Source organism: Agromyces humi (assembly GCF_009720255.1).
Classification (GTDB): Bacteria; Actinomycetota; Actinomycetes; order Actinomycetales; family Microbacteriaceae; genus Agromyces; species Agromyces humi.
In genome coordinates this window covers 1-17,683 of the sequence record NZ_WJSP02000039.1, presented here as the reverse complement: position 1 = coordinate 17,683, position 17,683 = coordinate 1, and the positions used below count along the sequence as shown (strand labels likewise).

The 17,683-nt window shown below is 69.0% G+C and carries 14 protein-coding genes and 1 tRNA gene; 10 read left to right on the top strand and 5 right to left on the bottom strand.

What is annotated here, in order from left to right:
* A partial coding sequence (nudC, locus tag GH736_RS05990; protein ID WP_159601171.1) for an NAD(+) diphosphatase occupies positions 1-725 on the top strand: 725 nt, incomplete at its 5' end.
* A complete protein-coding gene (locus GH736_RS05985; RefSeq protein ID WP_235933852.1) occupies positions 710-2,581 on the top strand; it encodes an ATP-dependent helicase in 1,872 nt (623 codons plus the stop codon). The genes nudC and GH736_RS05985, both read left to right, overlap by 16 nt.
* A gap of 909 nt (positions 2,582-3,490) precedes the next feature.
* Here GH736_RS05985 and GH736_RS05980 read toward each other — a convergent pair.
* Positions 3,491-4,810 (bottom strand): zinc-dependent metalloprotease, encoded by a 1,320-nt coding sequence (locus GH736_RS05980; protein WP_159601177.1) that lies wholly within the window; start codon positions 4,808-4,810, stop codon positions 3,491-3,493.
* Between the two features lie 218 nt (positions 4,811-5,028).
* Between GH736_RS05980 and GH736_RS05975 the strand changes: the two genes are divergently transcribed.
* The 5 genes from GH736_RS05975 (at position 5,029) to GH736_RS05955 (ending at position 10,566) form a co-directional block, all read left to right on the top strand.
* The gene (locus tag GH736_RS05975; RefSeq protein ID WP_159601169.1) at positions 5,029-6,135 is read left to right on the top strand and encodes a YlbL family protein; all 1,107 of its coding nucleotides are present in this window, start codon (positions 5,029-5,031) and stop codon (positions 6,133-6,135) included.
* A 98-nt stretch (positions 6,136-6,233) separates the two neighbouring features.
* A complete protein-coding gene (locus GH736_RS05970) occupies positions 6,234-9,095 on the top strand; it encodes a UPF0182 family membrane protein (RefSeq protein ID WP_203230659.1) in 2,862 nt (953 codons plus the stop codon).
* A 1-nt stretch (position 9,096) separates the two neighbouring features.
* Positions 9,097-9,954: a class I SAM-dependent methyltransferase gene (locus GH736_RS05965; RefSeq protein WP_159601167.1), complete on the top strand. Its 858-nt coding sequence runs from the start codon at positions 9,097-9,099 to the stop codon at positions 9,952-9,954.
* Positions 9,955-10,044: 90 nt separating this feature from the next.
* Positions 10,045-10,419 (top strand): DUF1304 family protein, encoded by a 375-nt coding sequence (locus GH736_RS05960; protein ID WP_159601165.1) that lies wholly within the window; start codon positions 10,045-10,047, stop codon positions 10,417-10,419.
* 70 nt (positions 10,420-10,489) lie between these two features.
* Positions 10,490-10,566: transfer RNA gene (locus GH736_RS05955), tRNA-Met, on the top strand.
* A gap of 453 nt (positions 10,567-11,019) precedes the next feature.
* Here the strand turns inward: GH736_RS05955 and GH736_RS05950 are convergent.
* Entirely contained in the window at positions 11,020-11,211 is a 192-nt protein-coding gene (locus GH736_RS05950; RefSeq protein ID WP_159601163.1) for a hypothetical protein, read from the bottom strand.
* Between the two features lie 164 nt (positions 11,212-11,375).
* Here GH736_RS05950 and GH736_RS05945 point away from each other — a divergent pair, with 164 nt between their 5' ends.
* The 3 genes from GH736_RS05945 to GH736_RS05935 all read left to right on the top strand — a co-directional run bounded on the left by GH736_RS05945 (position 11,376) and on the right by GH736_RS05935 (position 13,798).
* Positions 11,376-12,422 carry an epoxide hydrolase family protein gene (locus tag GH736_RS05945; protein WP_159601161.1) on the top strand — a complete coding sequence of 349 codons (1,047 nt, stop codon included), beginning with the start codon at positions 11,376-11,378 and terminating at the stop codon, positions 12,420-12,422.
* A 505-nt stretch (positions 12,423-12,927) separates the two neighbouring features.
* Positions 12,928-13,113, top strand: a complete 186-nt coding sequence (locus GH736_RS05940; protein ID WP_159601159.1) for a hypothetical protein — start codon at positions 12,928-12,930, stop codon at positions 13,111-13,113.
* 298 nt (positions 13,114-13,411) lie between these two features.
* A complete protein-coding gene (locus tag GH736_RS05935) occupies positions 13,412-13,798 on the top strand; it encodes a hypothetical protein (RefSeq protein ID WP_159601157.1) in 387 nt (128 codons plus the stop codon).
* A gap of 648 nt (positions 13,799-14,446) precedes the next feature.
* Here GH736_RS05935 and GH736_RS05930 read toward each other — a convergent pair.
* The 3 genes from GH736_RS05930 to GH736_RS24455 form a co-directional block, all read right to left on the bottom strand.
* Positions 14,447-15,466, bottom strand: coding sequence for a hypothetical protein (locus tag GH736_RS05930; protein WP_159601155.1), 1,020 nt, complete (start codon positions 15,464-15,466; stop codon positions 14,447-14,449).
* A gap of 608 nt (positions 15,467-16,074) precedes the next feature.
* Positions 16,075-17,028: a DUF1214 domain-containing protein gene (locus GH736_RS05925; RefSeq protein ID WP_235933851.1), complete on the bottom strand. Its 954-nt coding sequence runs from the start codon at positions 17,026-17,028 to the stop codon at positions 16,075-16,077.
* Between the two features lie 444 nt (positions 17,029-17,472).
* Positions 17,473-17,683, bottom strand: a 211-nt coding sequence (locus tag GH736_RS24455; RefSeq protein ID WP_203230658.1) for a nucleotidyl cyclase domain-containing protein, incomplete at its 5' end; no start/stop codon positions are given.

Here is a 17,683-nt window from a genome sequence, read left to right as displayed (position 1 = left end):
CGTCGAGCGATGACCTTCCCCCCGGCACGCCGATCGAGCTCCGCGTGCTCGACGACGACGCCGCCGCGAGGCTCGAGCCCGAGCATGGGCGCTGGGCGAACCTGCGGGCCGCTGCGCCGGTGCTGGGCGATCGTGACGCCGGACTCTTCACGGAGGCCCTCGCCCTCGCGAACTGGCACGCGGCCGCACCGTTCTGCCCGCGGTGCGGATCGACGACCACCGTGGTGCAGGCCGGATGGGCGCGCCGTTGCGACCGTGAGGGCACGCTGTTGTTCCCGCGCACCGACCCCGCCGTGATCGTGCTCGTCACCGATGACGAGGACCGGGTGCTGCTCGGCTCGAACGCCCTCTGGGAGCAGAACCGATTCTCGCTGCTCGCCGGGTTCGTCGAGCCGGGCGAATCGCTCGAGGCCGCCGTCATCCGCGAGGTCGGCGAGGAGGCCGGACTGCGGGTCGACCGCGTCGAGTACCGCGGGTCGCAGCCGTGGCCCCTGCCGGCCAGCCTGATGCTCGGGTTCACGGCGCGCGTGGCCGACGGCTCCACGCCCTCGACGGCCATACCCGACGGCGTCGAGATCCTCGCGCTGCGCTGGTTCTCCCGCGACGAGCTCGCGACGGCCGCGCAGGAGGTCGCGCTTCCGGGCGGCACGTCGATCGCGCGGTGGCTGCTCGAGCGGTGGTACGGCGGCCCCGTGCCCGAGTCTCGTCCGTGGACGACGACGTGAACGCGGCATCCGACCCGCTGCTCGCCGCGCTCGACGACGACCAGCGCGTGGTCGCCGAGGCGCTCATCGGGCCGGTCTGCGTGCTCGCCGGCGCCGGCACCGGCAAGACGCGCGCGATCACCCACCGCATCGCCTACGGCGTGGCCTCCGGCGCCTACGACCCGGCTCGCGTGATGGCCCTCACGTTCACCTCCAGGGCCGCCGCCGAGCTGCGAGCCCGCCTTCGGGCCCTCGGCGCCGAGGGCGTGGCGGCACGTACGTTCCACGCGGCCGCGCTTGCCCAGCTGAATCACTTCTGGCCGCTCGTCGTCGGCGGCTCGGCGCCGAGGGTGCTCGACTACAAGGGCCGTCTCCTCGGCGAGGCGGCCGAGCGCCTGCGCCTGCGCGTCGACGTGCCGACGCTGCGCGACGTCGCCGCCGAGATCGAGTGGCGCAAGGTCAGTGCCGTCGGCATGGACGCGTACGAGCAGCGGCTCGCCGCTCGGGGCGCGCCCGGCACGCTGAGCACCGACCAGATGCTCGCCCTCGTCGCCGGCTACGAGCACCTGAAGGACGAGCGCCGCATGCTCGACTTCGAGGACGTGCTGCTCGCGATCGCGGGCATGATCGAGTCGGAGCCGTCAGTGGCGATGCACGTGCGCGAGAGCTACCGGCACTTCGTCGTCGACGAGTACCAGGACGTGTCGCCGGCGCAGCAGCAGCTCCTCGACCTGTGGCTGGGCGGTCGCCGCGATGTGTGCGTCGTCGGCGACGCCAGCCAGACCATCTACACGTTCGCCGGTGCCACGCCCGAGTACCTGCTCGGATTCGAGCGCCGCTACGAGGACGCGACGCTCGTCCGGCTCGAGCGCAACTACCGCTCGACTCCCGAGGTCGTCGACGCCGCCAACCGGCTGATGCGCGGCCGGGCGGGCGCGCTGCAGCTGCACGCGGTGACCTCGCCCGCGCCGCCGACGGGTGCCGCTTCGTCGACGGATGCCGCACCGACAACGGATGCCGCACCGACAACGGATGCCGCACCGACAACGGATGCCGCTTCGGCGACGCCGCCCGCTGCCGGCACCTCGCCCGAGCCCCTCGTGCTGGAGTTCGCCGACGAGCTCGCCGAGGCCAGAGGTGTGGCCACCCGCATCCGCGACCGGATCGACGCGGGCGTGCGGCCCGAGAGCATCGCGGTGCTCATGCGCGTGAACTCGCAGTCGGCCATCCTCGAACGCGCGCTCGACGAGGTCGGCGTCGGCTCCAGGGTGCGCGGATCGGCGCGATTCTTCGACCGGCCCGAGGTGCGCGAGGCGGTCCACGCGCTGCGAGCGGCCGCGCTCACCATCTTGGGGGAACCCCTGTTCAAGTCGGTCAGCGACGTGCTGCGCTCGATGGGCTGGACGTCGCAGCCGCCCGAGGGCCCGGGCGCCGTTCGCGCCAGGTGGGAATCGCTGAACGCCCTCGCACGCCTCGTCGACGACGCCCCTGCGGGCACGACGTTCCGCGAGTTCGCCGACGAGCTGCGCGCCCGCGCCGAGGCGCAGCACGAGCCCACGGTGTCGGCCGTGACGCTCGCGACCCTGCACTCCGCGAAGGGGCTCGAGTGGGACGAGGTGCACATCGTCGGACTCACCGAGGGCATGCTGCCGATCGCCTACGCGAAGGGCTTCGATGCGATCGACGAGGAGCGCAGGCTGCTCTACGTGGGCATCACGCGGGCACGGCGGCGGCTGACGCTGTCGTGGGCGCGGGCCGGCGGTGCGCATCGAGGCGAGCGGGAGCCGTCGAGATTCCTCCAGGAGCTCGGCAGCCGCACTCGGGATGCGGCTCGTGCCGGTGCAGGCGGGGGAGCGCGGCCGGTCGTTCGCGGCTGAACAGGAGCGAGGCAGAGGCCAAGGGGTTCGAGCCGCGTCGGAGCCGGTCGTCGATGACGGCCACGGCCACGGCGGTCGCCTCGATGGCGGCGAGTGTCGTGCAGGTGGCGGCCGCGCGACCCGCGAGTTGCGCCGCGATCACCGGCCACGCCGCGTCGTGGTCGCGTCGGTCGAGGTCGATGCAGCGCAGGCACGATCCGGAGCCGGGTTCCACGAGCGGGCCGATGCGGGTGCCGGTGTCGTCGAACACGACGGCGAGGTGCGGGATGTCACGGCGCAGCCATGGGAGGTGCCTCGCCGGCGGCACCACCCATGGCGCCACGATCACGACGAGGTCGACCGAGTCGGCGAGGTGCATCGTGTCGGCGAGGCCGGGCGCGTCGACGGAGACGTCGTCGTCGCGAGAGCCGGCGGTCGGGCCGCACTCCACCAGCACTCCGTCGGGCCCAGGCCGCAGCACCCGGTAGCCGAGGGCCAGGAGGTCGCCACCGAGCCGGCCGGTGAGCGCGTCGTCGGCGTCGACCACGACGATCGGCGCTGCGCCGCCGCGCGTGCGGGCCGGTGACGGCTGCGTGGCCTCGAACGCCGGCTCGAGCGCCGCCACGAGCCCGAGCACCTCCTCGCGTTCGCCGCCGAGCCCGCTGCCGATCGTGCACAGCGTCTCGACGCTCGCCCCGTGCCGGAGTGCCGCGATCAGCCCGGTCTCGAGGTCGCCCGCGTCGCGGATCACCACGCGCGGCGTCGTCGCACCCAGTTGGAGGTCGACCGGCGTGCGCCAGACGAGGGGGAGGGCCGGGTCGATGCGCGGTGACATGCCGAGAGCATGCCCGACGCGCGAGGTCGGCTGCGGCATCCGTCCACAGGTCGTGCGCCGGGGGCCAGGCCTCGGGGCGAGACCGGCGGTCGGCGTCAGGCCTTCGGCTCCTCGCCGTCCTCGCCAGGGGCGGCCGGCGTCTCCCCGCGCAGGAGCTGCTCGAGCGCCTGGTCGAACTCGTCGTCGGCGGCCGACTCCGCGGTCTCGACTCCGGTGAGCCGGGCGATCAGCGCGCTCGGGTCGTCGAGGTCGGCGCTCGTCGGCAGCAGATCGGGGTGCGCCCAGAGGGCGTCGCGGCCCTCGACGCCGACCGCCTCTGTGACGGCACGCCACATCGCCGCGGCCTCCCGGAGGCGACGCGGACGCAGCTCCAGGCCGACGAGCGTGGCGAACGCCGATTCGGCCGGTCCGCCCGAGGCGCGGCGCCGGCGGATGGACTCGGCGATCGCATCGGATCTGGGCAGGCGGTCGGTGGCGTCGGCCGTGACCGCGTCGACCCAGCCCTCGACGAGCGCGAGCATCGTCTCGAGACGGCCGAGCGCGGCATCCTGCGCCTCGCTCTTGGGGCGGATGAGCGCGCCGTTCACGACCGCGTCGCGGAGTTCCTCGGTGTTCGACGGGTCGAAGCCCTCGGCGAGCTGCTCGAGGCGGTCGGTGTCGATGTCGATGCCGCGCGCGAAGGCGGTGATCGCGCTGATGAGGTGCAGCCGCAGCCAGCGCGCGTGCCGGAACAGCCGGGCATGCGCGATCTCGCGCACCGCGAGGTACAGCTCGACCTGGTCGGTGGGGATGTCGAGGCCGTTGCCGAACTCGGCGACGTTCTGGGGCACGAGCACGGCGCGGCCCTCGCTCTGCAGCGGGATGCCGATGTCGCCGCCCGAGACCACCTCGGTGGCGAGCTGCCCGACGACCTGTCCGAGCTGCATGGCGAAGAGGGCGCCGCCGATGCCGCGCATCATGCGGCTCGCACCCTGGATCATCGATCGGAGTTCCTCAGGAGCCTGCTCGCTCATCACGCGGGTGAGCGAGTCGGAGATGCTGAGCGCGACGGGCTCGGCGAGCTGCGACCAGACCGGCATGGTGGCGGCGACCCATGCGCGCCGGGTGAGCAGTTCAGGCGTGTCGGGGAGCGCCGAGAAGTCGACGACCGGGTCGAGCCACAACGAGGCGACCTGCAGTGCCTGATCGAGCCGCGCGCGCTCCTCGGGGGTGATCTGCAGTTGGCCGGATGCCGCGCGCTCCTCGCCCTGGCGCACGGCGACGCTCCAGTCGATGTCGTCGCCGCTGCGGTTCATGGCGGCCTGCAGCTGCCCGAAGAGCGCGGCGAGGCTCGCCGGGTCGTTCGGCAGTCCGGCGGCTCCGGCGAGCCGCGACGGATCGATGCCGCCCGACCCCGAGAGGAGCTCCCGCAGCATGTCGCGGAACTCGTCTTCGGGGTTCTTGTCGCCAGGCTCGTCGTCCCGATCGGCCACGTGAGCCACCTCCAGTCGCGTCTGTTTCCACCGTAGTCCCGGGCCTCGGGCGCGTGTCTGGGAAATGGCCTAGGCTGGGCGTTCCGGGTGTCCGCCCTTCGCGAACAACGCCGGCCCCGGCGCTCGCACTCGGCGATTCGATCGCCCGGAAGGAACCACGGATGGCCCTCTTCGACGACGACCCGTCGCCGCGCCCGCAGGGTCGCCGCTCGCGTCGGGAGCGCATCGGCTGGACCGCGCTCGCCGTCGCCGTGGCCATCGGCATCCTCTTCGCCCTGCTCCCGTCGCCGTACGTGATCGAGCAGCCCGGACCCGTCTACGACACGCTGGGCACCGCCGAGCACGACGGTGAGGAGGTGCCGCTCATCGAGATCCCCGATGCCGAGACGTTCCCCACCGACGGCGAGCTCAACCTGCTCACCGTCACCGTTCGCGGCCGTCCGGGGCAGACCCCGAACTGGCTCGAGGTGGTCGCCGCCTGGTTCGACCGCACGCGGTCGGCCGTACCGGTCGAGGCGGTCTTCCCTCCCGGCGTGAGCGACACCGATCGCGACGCCCAGAACGAGGCGGCCATGGTCGACTCCCAGCAGGACGCGATCGCGGCCGCCCTCGTCGAGCTCGGCTACGAGTTCCCGCGCGAGGTGACGGTGGCGGGCGTCGTCGACGACTCGCCCGCGGCGGGCGTGCTCGAGGAGGGCGACGTCATCGTCAGCGTCGACGGCACCGCCGTGAACTCCGTCGACGAGCTGCGCGCCGCCGTGCGCGAGAACGGGGCCGACGAGCCCGCCAGCCTCCTCGTCGTGCGCGACGGTGCCGAGCAGACGCTCGAGGTCACGCCAGTCGACCGCGACGGCACCGTGGTGCTCGGCGTCGGCGTGCGCATGCACTACGTCTTCCCGATCGACGTGGTGCTGCAGCTCGACAACGTCGGCGGCCCCAGCGCGGGCATGATGTTCGCCCTCGGCATCGTCGACAAGCTCACGCCCGGCGAGATGACGGGCGGCGAGGTCCTCGCCGGCACCGGCACGATCGACTCGTCAGGCCAGGTGGGGCCGATCGGCGGCATCCGCCAGAAGCTCTGGGGGGCCGATGAGGCGGGAGCGGACTGGTTCCTCGCTCCGGCGTCGAACTGCGACGAGGTGACCGGACATGTCCCCGACGGCATGCGAGTCTTCGCGGTGAAGACCCTCGATGAGGCGCGCTCCGTGGTCGAGGCGATCGGCGACGGCGAGGACACCTCCGCCTTCGCATCCTGCCCCGCCGCCTGAACAGCAGTTTCAAAGGAACGCGACTCTAGGATGGAGTCTCGATCCCACAGCGACCGAACAAGAGGCGAAGAGTGTCTGCACAGCCGCACGAACCGAGGATGCCGCGCCGCCGCGCGCCGATCGCGATCACGATCGGGGTGGTGGCCCTGCTCCTCATCGCGTTCTTCGTGTTCGTGGGCCTCTACGCGGACGTGCTCTGGTACGACCAGCTCGGCTTCGTGGACGTGCTCACGACCGAGTGGGTCGCACGCCTCGTCCTCTTCCTGATCGGGTTCCTCGCGATGGCGGTCCCCGTGTGGGCGTCCATCCAGATCGCCTACCGCACGCGCCCCGTCTACGCGAAGCTGAACTCGCAGCTCGACCGCTACCAGGAGGTCTTCGAACCCCTGCGCCGCCTCGCGATGTACGGCATCCCCGTGGTGCTCGGCATCTTCGCGGGCGTCTCGACGTCGAGCCGATGGGAGCTCACGCTCACCTGGCTGAACCGCACCCCGTTCGGCACGAACGACCCGCAGTTCGGCTTCGACATCGGCTTCTTCGTCTTCGAGCTGCCCTTCTACCGCTCGATCGTCGGCTTCGCGTCGGCCGTGGTGCTGCTCTCGCTGCTCCTCGTCATCGCGACGAACTACCTCTACGGCTCGATCCGCGTGAGCGGGCGCGAGGTCGTCATCTCGAAGTCGGCTCGCATCCAGATCGCCGTGACGGCCGGCCTCTACCTGCTGCTCCAGGGCGTCAGCATCTGGTTCGACCAGTACGCGACCGTCACCGAGAACAGCACCCTCATCACCGGCGCGGGATATACCGACGTGAACGCCGTCATCCCGGGGCGCCAGATCCTGGCGGCGGCTGCCGTCGGCGTCGCGATCCTCTTCTTCGTCACCGCGCTCATCGGCCGCTGGCGGCTGCCGCTCGTGGGCGTCGCGCTCCTCGTGGTCTCGAGCCTGATCATCGGCTCCCTCTATCCGTGGATCATCCAGCGGTTCCAGGTCGACCCGAGCGCCCGCTCGCTCGAGGCGCCATACATCGAACGCTCGATCGACCTCACCCGTGAGGCCTACGGCGTCGCCGACATCGAGACGATCCCCTTCGAGGCGAAGACCGACGCCGAGCCCGGCGCACTGCGGTCGGATGCCGCGACGACGGCGAACATCCGCCTGATGGACCCGCTCGTGATCAGCCCGGCGTTCCAGCAGCTCGAGCAGTTCCGCCAGTACTACCAGTTCCCCGAGGCGCTCGACGTGGACCGGTACGACATCGACGGCACGACGCAGGACACCGTGGTCGCGGTGCGCGACCTCGCGCTCTCGGGCCTCGGCGACGCCGAGACGTGGTTCAACTCGCACGTCGTCTACACCCACGGCTACGGCCTCGTCGCGGCAGCCGGAAACCAGCGCTCGGTCGACGGCCAGCCCGTGTTCCTGCAGTCGGGCATCCCGTCGGCGGGCACCCTCGGCGACTTCGAGCCGCGGGTCTACTTCGGCGAGGAGTCCCCGGCCTACTCGATCGTCGGCGCCCCCGAGGGGGAGGACCCCGTCGAGCTCGACTATCCCGCCGGCGGCGAGAGCGATCAGCAGACGCAGACCACGTTCGAGGGCGACGGCGGACCGAAGCTCGACAACGTCTTCACGAAGCTCGTCTACGCGCTGAAGTTCCAGTCGGAGCAGATCTTCCTCTCCGAGGCGGTGAACGACGAGTCGCAGATCCTCTACGACCGCGACCCGATCGATCGCGTGAAGAAGGTGGCGCCGTACCTCACGATCGACTCCGACACGTACCCGTCGGTCGTCGACGGACGCATCGTGTGGATCGTCGACGGCTACACGCTCACCGACCAGTACCCGTATTCCAACAAGGTCAGCATGAGCGAGGCCATCGCCGACAGCGAGGGCCTGCCCCAGTCGCTGCCGTTCGACGAGGTCAACTACATCCGCAACTCGGTGAAGGCCACGGTCGACGCCTACGACGGCTCGGTGACCCTCTACGCCTGGGACGACGAGGACCCGATCCTGCAGACGTGGCAGAAGATCTTCCCGAACTCGCTCAAGCCGATGAGCGAGATGTCTGGTGCGCTGATGAGCCATGTGCGGTACCCCGCCGACCTCTTCAAGATGCAGCGCGCGGTGCTCGGCCGGTACCACGTGACCGACCCGTCCTCGTTCTACTCGCGTGAGGACGCGTGGACGACGCCCAACGACCCCACGGCCGGCGCGAACTCGACGTTGCTGCAGCCGCCGTACTACCTGACGATGCAGATGCCCGGGCAGGAGGAGCCCGCGTACTCCCTCTACTCGACGTTCATCCCCGAGGCGCGAGGCGACCAGAGCCGCAACGTGCTGCGCGGCTACCTCGCCGTCGACTCCGACGCGGGAGCGAGCGACGGCGAGCGATCCGACGGCTACGGCAAGCTGAGGCTGCTGACGCTGCCCGAGGACGACAACGTGCCGGGTCCGGGCCAGGTCCAGAACACCTTCAACGGCGATCCCACGGTGTCCCAGTCGCTGAACCTGCTGAAGCAGGGCCAGTCCGAGGTGATCAACGGCAACCTGCTGACGGTGCCCGTGGGCGGTGGCCTGCTCTACGTGCAGCCCGTCTACGTGAAGTCGACCGGCAACACGAGCTATCCGCTGCTGCAGAAGGTGCTCGTCGCCTTCGGCGACCAGATCGCGTTCCAGGACACCCTCGATGCGGCGCTCGACGTGCTCTTCGGCGGCGACTCCGGCGCCGAGGCGGGCGACAACGCGGTGGACCCGAACGCCACGCCCACGACCCCGCCCGACGACGGCACGGCGGTGGCGCCGCAGCCGAGCGACGAGGTCCAGGCGCTCCTGAACCAGGCATCGCAGGCCCTGAAGAACAAGCAGGCCGCGCTCTCCGAGGGCGACTGGGCGGCGTACGGCGCCGCCGACGCCCAGCTCGCGGAGATCATCGCCCAGCTGCTCGCGATCACCCAGGACCAGTGACGTGGCCGTCGACCTCCGCCACGGCGACTGGCTCGACGACAACCGCGCCAACTGGGACGAGCGAGTCCCGGTGCACGTCGCATCGGACTTCTACGACCGGGAGCCGCTCCACCGCGGCGACGGGGTGCTCGACCCCATCGCGCGCGCCGGGATCGACCGGCTGCACCCCGACGGCCTCGACGGGGTGCGGGTGCTGCACCTGCAGTGCCACTTCGGCTCCGACACCCTCTCGCTCGCGAACCGCGGCGCGACGGTCGTCGGACTCGACTTCTCCCGTCCCGCCGTCGAGGAGGCGCGACGCATGGCCGACGTGCTCGGCCTCGGCGATCGCGCACGATTCGTCGAGGCGAACCTCTACGACGCCCGCCACGCGCTCCCCGAGCCCGAGTCGTTCGATCTCGTGTTCACCACCTGGGGCACCATCGGGTGGCTCCCGGATGTCGCTGAGTGGGCGCGCATCGTCGCCTGGTTCTTGAAACCGGGTGGCCGTCTCTATTTCGCCGACGGGCATCCGGCGGCCTTCGTGTTCGACGGGGACGGGGCCCCTGGCGGCCTCCCGACGTTCCAGTACGCGTACGGCGGCGGCGAACCCGACGTGCTCGAAGACCCGTCCGACTACGCCGACCCCGACGCGAGCATCAGGCACGCGCGCACGTGGGAGTGGATGCATCCGCTCGGCGAAGTGGTCGGCGCCGTGCGCGCCGCGGGGCTCGAGGTCGATGAGCTGGCCGAGCACTTCCAGGTGCCGTGGCGGATCTTCCCGATGGCCGTGCCGCAGGGCGAGGGCATGTTCGGCTGGCCGGCCGAGCAGTGGCTGCCGCTCTCGTACGAGCTCGTCGCGCTGGCCCCCTCGCGCTGACTCGGCGTCGCACCGCGCTGACGGGACGCGGGCGCGTGACATCCGATCTGGGGTCTTGTCGTGTTTCTCCCCGGCGAGGACACTGTGCGCATGAGCGTGGTCGCCCAGATCCTCGCGATCGTCGAAGGGCTCGGCGTCGCGTTCCTCGGGATCCTCTCCGCCTTCTTCTTCCGCAGCCCCAGCCTGCGCGGTGTCTTCCTGATCGAGCCCGAGAACCAGGAGATCGTGCGCCCGTGGGCCATCTCCTACGGCTTCTCGAACCTCGCGTGGGGGACCGGGGCGATCGCCGGAGTGGTCGCCGTGAATCTCGGGTTCCCCGAGGTCGGGCGCACGCTCGTCGTCTTCGTGAGCATCGCCACCATCGTCCGCGCGCTGGCCATCCTCTTCGGCGACCTCCGCTACTGGCGGCTGGTGGCTCCGATGGTGCTCGTTCCGGCGCTCGTGCTCGTGGCGCTCGCGATCTGAGCGGATGCCGCGAGGACGCCGCGCTCGATTGGACGAGCCCTCGGACGCCTGCTAGTGTTGTCTCTTGTGCCGCGGGGTGGAGCAGTTCGGTAGCTCGCTGGGCTCATAACCCAGAGGTCGTAGGTTCAAATCCTGCCCCCGCAACCAAGAAGTCCCGGTCAGAAATGGTTTCTGACTCGGCCCGAATCCGGCGCAGCGTCACGCTGCGCCGGATTTCCTCATCACTGCCTCAGCTGCCCCTCGCCCGGCCTCGTGATCGCTCGGCATGGCGGCGCACCTGACTGGCATGACTGAGAAATCGCATCCGTTCCCTGGGCTGGAACCGGTCCTGACCACCAGCGAGCTCGCCGCCCGCGGCGTCCCGGTCCAGACGATCCATGACCTCCGCCACGCCCACCGCGGCCCGCGCGGGTTCCGCGTTGGTCGAGAGTTGCGGTACCGCCTGTCGGGAGTGCAGGCGTGGGTCCCGCGCGGAGCCGAACATGCCACCTGCGAACGCCCGATGCCGGATCTGCTACTGCCTATTCGGGGTCCGGTGGAAGGCGAGCGATGGCTCCCGGCCAGTAGGGCGCTACCGGGCTCCCCTGCCGCCGGCGAGCGTCAACCGCGGCATGCCTCTTCTGGGCAGCCATTCCACCGGTCGCAGAAGTCCTTGACGATTGCGATCCCGACGGGCAGCGAATAATCATCGGCGCACTCGCCATTCACGCGCACCGCGGCGTCTTCCACCTGAAGCGTGAAGAAGCGGCAGACCCAGCCGTAATCGCACAGACGCTGAGCGATCTTGACCACCTGCGTGTGGTGACGCGGTCAGGGTGCTTGCGCCCCAGCACGCGCCGTGTCACGTCGAGTGCGTCGTCGAAGGAGAGACCGCCCGATGTCGAGCACAGATCGGGAACGAGTTGCGGCGCGGCGGGCGTGGGCGGGGCGTCGATCGTTGACGGCAGCAGGCGACGATGCAGGCACTGGCCGACTATTGGTCGACCGAATACGACTGGCGGCGGTGCGAGGCCCGGTTGAACGCGCTGCCGCAGTTCACGACCGAGATCGACGGGATGCAGGTCCACTTCATCCACGTCCGGTCTCGGCACGAGAACGCGTTGCCGCTGATCATGACGCATGGCTGGCCCGGTTCGGTGATCGAGCTGCTCGACACCATCGGTCCGCTGACTGACCCGACCGCATACGGCGGCACCGCCGAGGACGCGTTCGACCTGGTGCTGCCCTCAATGCCCGGCTACGGGTTCTCGTCCGAGCCGACGGAGGCCGGCTGGGACGCCGCGGCCACCGCACGCGCGTGGGCGGAGCTGATGGCCCGGCTCGGGTACGACCGCTACGTCGGCCAGGGCGGCGACGTGGGCGCCCTGGTCACCGACCTGATGGGCCGCCAACAGGTCCAGGGGCTGGCCGGCTACCACCTCAGTCTGCTCACCGCGGTGCTCGCCATCGGCGATCACCTGCCCAACGAATCCGAACAGGAACGCGCCGCGCATCAGGCGGTCGCGACCTTCAAGCAGGACGGCTTCGGCTACTTCCTCGAGATGGCGACCCGGCCGCAGACCATCGCCTACTCCCTGACGGATTCACCGATCGGGCTGGCGGCTTGGATGCTCGACCACGACACGGACAGCTACTACAAGATCGCCCGCGCGTTCGTCGACCATGCCCCGGTCGGCAGTCTCACTCGGGACACCATCCTGGATAACATCACCCTGTACTGGCTGACCGGCACCGCCGTGTCCACGGCCCGCTCCTATTGGGAGGACGCACGAGCGCTGGCCGCAGCGCTTGCGTCCGGTCAGGCGCCGCCGCCTGTCACGGTCCCGGTCGGGTTCACCACGTTCCCCGGCGAGATCTGGGCGTCCCCCCGCAGCTGGGTCGAGGCGGTCTACCCCGACCTCGCCTACTTCAACGAGGTCGACAAGGGCGGCCACTTCGCCGCCTGGGAGGAACCGCAACTCTTCACCACCGAGATGCGAGCCGCGTTCAAATCCCTGCGCTGAGAATCGCAATGTCATTCGACCGGTGTCCACATCCGGTCGTCTTCGCTCGCCGTCACACGAAAGGATCCGCCTGCGGGCGTCCCGGATCACATACCGATGGGCGGGAGCTGGCCGTCGGGCGAGCGATCCTTCCCGCATCGGGCACACTCGAAGTACCGTGCTCCGGTCTCTTCCTGGTGATGCATGACCCACTTGTGCATGCCCAGGCGGCACCGCCAGGTTTTCCCAGTCATGTGATCCCTCCCGTCCGCGTCGTCAGGGGAGACGAGGCACATGGTACTCCGATCGGGCTGTCGGACAGTACAGCGAGAGTCGGCATCGAAGCCCACGCTCACGGACCGGCCCCCGCGCTCGACCTGATTTCGGTACCGCGGCGAGCCGCCGAGGTTGTACGTGTCCCGGTCGATCAGGACCCCAACCGGACGAGTTCATGGCGGCGCCGACGCGTCGGGAATATCGTAAACACCATTGACGTCGGCGGCGTCGTGGCACGAGGAGGTGCGTCATGGATCCGCTGCTGTGGATCGGCGGGCTCGCGATACTCGCGGCGATCATCGTCTTGCTCGTCAGGAGCCGGGGACGCTCGCGTGCCCCTTCCGAGGATCCCGCCGCCGAGCGCGCCGCTGAGGATCAGGCGCGTATTGAGCAGGAGAAACGGGATCAGGCCGGTCCCGGTGCCGGCAGCGTCTGACGGCCGATGGCTTCGACATCGCCGACGCACGCGTGAGAGGGCTGGCTACGCGTGAGTGGGCTGGCTACGAGGGCGTAGACATTGCGGAAGGCGCGCTCACCGCCCGGCAGGCGCTCCTCGCCGGGGTCGTCGACAAAGTCTCCGCGGGGAGACGGCGCCCGCTCCGCAGAACGGTCCGGCAAAGAACATGGAACGATGCCTGCAGTAGGTTCGTTGCCATGGCAATTGCCGCCACGGCCGCGTCACACGGTGACCGACGGATGATCGATACCGCCGAAACCAACAGGGTCAAGGTGCGGTGGTTCCGGCGACGACCGCGGGCCGAGTTCGACCGGTTTCTCCGTGCTGTGTGGTGGATGGGCAGGGGCAAGCGTTCATCGCCGCTGGGCTCCCGGTCGTCGCCGCCATCTTCATCGTCGTAGGAATCGTCCACCCCGACGTGACGTGGTGCGGGGCGTTCGCCTTGGCGATGGCGGTCCCGTTCTGGTACTCCGGGATGCTGCTACGAGGGACGTCCGGGTTCCTCCCGCCGGGGCCGGGGAGACTCAGCGCCGTCCAATGGTTCGAGCGGATCGTTGTGCTCACGATCGCCGTCCTGACCATCGCGTTCCTCGCGATCGCCTGCGTTTTCTTCGCCGTCCTCGGGATCTGGGTGGTCTGGTCGACCGCAGCGAGCTACAGCTAACGGATCCGGTCCGGGCCACTCAGCGGACTTCGCGACGTATCGCAGCGATGGTCGGGGTGACCGTTGCCCCATCCGCTTGCGGACGAACGCTGGCGGACCGGCTTGCGGGCTCGCTGGCCTGCTCGAAGGCTTGTAGCAGGTTGCCGATACCTGCGCCTCCGTCGCCAGGCGGCTTGCCCGGGATCGGGAGTCTGCTAGTGCGGAGCGGTCAAGAGAACAGAGAAAGCGTCGGCCAGATGGCGCATGTCCTCTCCGGCTCCGTGCGACGTGGTCGTCACGAACGTCCACGTTGGCTCATAGGCAGAGCGGTTCGCACCGCCCAACGCAACCTGACGTGGCCGTCATGAACTGCGATGACGTGAAGCTCATCCTCAAGCGAGCGTACGCTCGCCTGTCCACCCACGGAATTCGTCGTAGAGCCGTCGAAAGAAATCAGAAAGGTCCTCAGGAGAGATGAGGGATGACCTGCTGCTCAAGCTGAAGACGCTCAGCTATCGCTCTGACGAGGACGCCGAAGACATATGGATCGTCTGGACCATACGGATAAGTCCTCACGAACTCCAAGCTCACGCCTGACGATTCGCGGATACGCACGATCGAGCGGTGGTCGTCGAGAAACGTCACACCTCAACCTAGAGAGAGGCGCGACTAGGATTCTCGCCTTTCGACCACCCGCTTGATGACGTACCGCAGCGAGGTGTCGTGGGATGGAGATCGGTTGGCTTTTTGGTTGCGGGTATGGTCACCGTTGCAGTGCCCGCCGGGCGGCCGGGTCCGAACGGCGGAGGCCACTTCCCGCGGGGAGATCCGGCTGAGTGCCTCCGCACCCGGGATGCCCTGAACACGTTCGAGGCTGAGCGTCCGTAAGCGCGTCATTTGGGCGATGCGATCCGCGCCGCGGAGGATTTTCGTGCGGTACACCTCGAGCCATTCGAGATCGGTAGCAGCTGGAAGGGTGCTGAGGTCAAGCTCGTGAGCACCCCAGATCCGGAGGACGCGTAGCGTCGAGGGATCGCGCAAGCTGGGTGGCGACTGGAGTTTGGCGGCCTCGTCGATCTGGAGGTGCTCGAGCGGACCTTCGAACTCCATGCCCGCGGGCCACGGCCTTCCGGCGAGTTCGACCTGCAACTCGACAAGGTTCGGTGCGGCACACGCGAGCGTGAGCAGCTCGCGACTTCCGAGCACCCGGCGCAGTTCGGGGAGCGGCGCCGACGGTAAGGTGCCTGCCAGGCAGGAAGAGATGAGCTGCACCAGCTGCTGTGCGTGATCGAGCACGTCCCAGCCGGTGATCTTGCCGGCCGAGCCAACCGTCGAGTAGGTCAAGTGGGGCATCAGCGCCGCGAGACGTGTCAGGTCGTACCCGTCGGGCAATTGCAAGTGCAGGCCCATTCGATGCTCTTCTACGCACGCGGTCAGCTCGGCGATGGTCCGCGGAGGCGCATCTCCTCCGACGCGCAGCTCGACGGGCGAGTTCTGCAGGGGCCGATCTGGCGGGAATGTCCAGCGTAACGCGGACGCCCACGGCAGCAGTTCGTCCGGGATGCCACGCTGTCGGAAGAGTTCGTACTCCAGTGCCCTCCGATCCGACTCGTCAAGTGGGTCAACCGGCTCCCAAGGGTCCAACGGTTCAGAAGCAACGCCGACCAATTCATCAACCGACCAAGTCATCGGTAGCCGCACCCTTCGATCGCACAGTCGTTTCGTCCGATCTGACGCCCACGAAGAGCTTGCAGCTCGAATCTGTCGGCAGAACCTCTTGCCAGCGAACAAAGAGTACATACCTCCCGGCGCGATGGGTCGGCGGACCTTCGGTCCGCGGAAGCCTGCAAGACGATCCCTTGCCGGATATGGACGCGCTGGCCAGTGACGCCGCGTTTCTTAGTCCCGGTCAGGACGACACGCCGACTCCCAATGCTTCCCCCGGGAGCCGCCCCTCAACACCGCCTCACCGCGACCCGTACAACCCGGCCCCTGAGCGTGCAAGGGGGTTGTTTCCACGCATCTCCGGAGGCAGGATGGCCCCGGCGGTTCTCGAACACACCCGCCATGGCGGGTCGGAGCGGACGTTTCGGCCCGCCGCCCTCGGCCACGCCGCGGCGGCCGTCAAGCCCGCCGCTGCGGCGTGCTTGGACTCCTCCCTACGACCTCGCGGATACTGTCGAGGACAGCGACCTTGCACGAACGGCACACGTAGATGCCGCCCTTGGTGACACAGCGAGTGCATCAGTTCGGACAATCCGGCTCCGTCGCGGCCAGCTCCACCATGATGCGGGCGGCTACCCGGTCGAGTGCTCGCGGGTGAGGGTCGGAAAACTCCACCGGCCATCGGCGATCTCGGCGCGAGGTCGATAGAGCCTGACCAGGTAGTTCCATCCCTCCGTGATCGGAAGCGCGTTCGGAACATCATCGGGATAGTCGCCGAACCGGACGGTCATCGTGCCGTCATCGTTGCGGGCGCCAGTGATGTTGTTGATCGTGTACGCGCCGCGCTCGTTCGGTTCGAAGTATCCGGCCGCGTTGTACACGGAGATCGACCAGAACCCGTCAACCGGAACCGCCCCGACGGTCAATTCGTACCGGCCCAGCGGGAGGCGCGGGTCGACCCCGATGTAGCTCGCCTCCGACGAGGGCAGCCCTCCCCACCCAGCCGCCGTTCCGATCAGATGCCGGACCGGTTCCACCTCGTCCTTCGTGCCGAACATGTGGTCGAAGCCGCTCAGGTTCCGGGCAAGGGCCAGCAACGCATTCCTCGTCTCGTCGAGCGAGGTTGCGTCGTAGTCCGGGTACTGGAACGGCTCAGCAGATCTGCTGACCAGCTCGATCTGGTCCTGGAGCGCCGTGACGACCGCGAGGTCGGTCGGGTCCGCTGGGTCGACGAGCGTACGGACGGCGACCACGACGTAGCGCGTACCGAACTGGTCCGTGTTGAGCTGGTGGATGCCGGGGTCGTGGAAGATCGCGTCGACGTGGTGGTCTTCGTTGACGACCATGGCGGACACGTATCGGTCGCCGTGCTCCGGCAGGGTGAGTGTCGCACCCGCCGCGAGGTCGACGACCGCGAAGCTGTACAGCGTGTCCCTGTTGAGACGGATGACGGTCTGCTTGTCGATCGCCGCGGGTTCACGGTTGTGAAGGAAGCGATTCACACCTCCGGCGTTGGCCTGGAGGTCGTGCATCATCCGGTGGGTCTCAGCGAGTGCGAAGTTGTCTGCGTTGACGAGAATGGTCACAGCCTCGATCTTCGCACCCGGACGACGGGAGACCGCGCAGGCCCCGTCACGAGCGTTTCGCAAGAACGTCCTACTTCAACGCCCATTTTGGAGCTGAGTGGTGCCACCGGCGAGTGGGTGCTCACCTTTGCGATCGGGACCAACCCCTTGACACTCCCACGCCGTCACCCATCGGTGCGCTCGACCGCCACGACCACCGCCCGATTCGCGCGTTCATCGCGACCGCCGAACGGGCAGGAAGCGGACTCGTCGACCAAGTGCCGGCCAAATCGCCGGGCGGCCATCGGACGTCAGCACGGAGATCCTAGGGTGCGAATACTCCCACTGGTGTCTCGGCCATGCTCCCCGTAGATCACCATGCACCGGCATCGGCAAACAGGCCACAGCACCGCATGTGCGGCGCCCACCAGGCCCCCCACTCGCGCGGAAGAGGGCTCTTCGTCCTCATGAGGCACGAGAACTTGACGCATCGCCTACGGCTTCGAGTGGCTCTGCTGGGGCGGGCCTTCTGGTTGGTCGTAGTTCTGTGGTGACGACGCGGCCGCCGCCGGAGAGCTTCGCGTCGTACATCGCGTGGTCGGCTGCTCGGATGAGTTGGTCGATGATGACCGGGCTTTCGGGGTATTCGACCGTGACGACCCCGATGCTTGCCGTG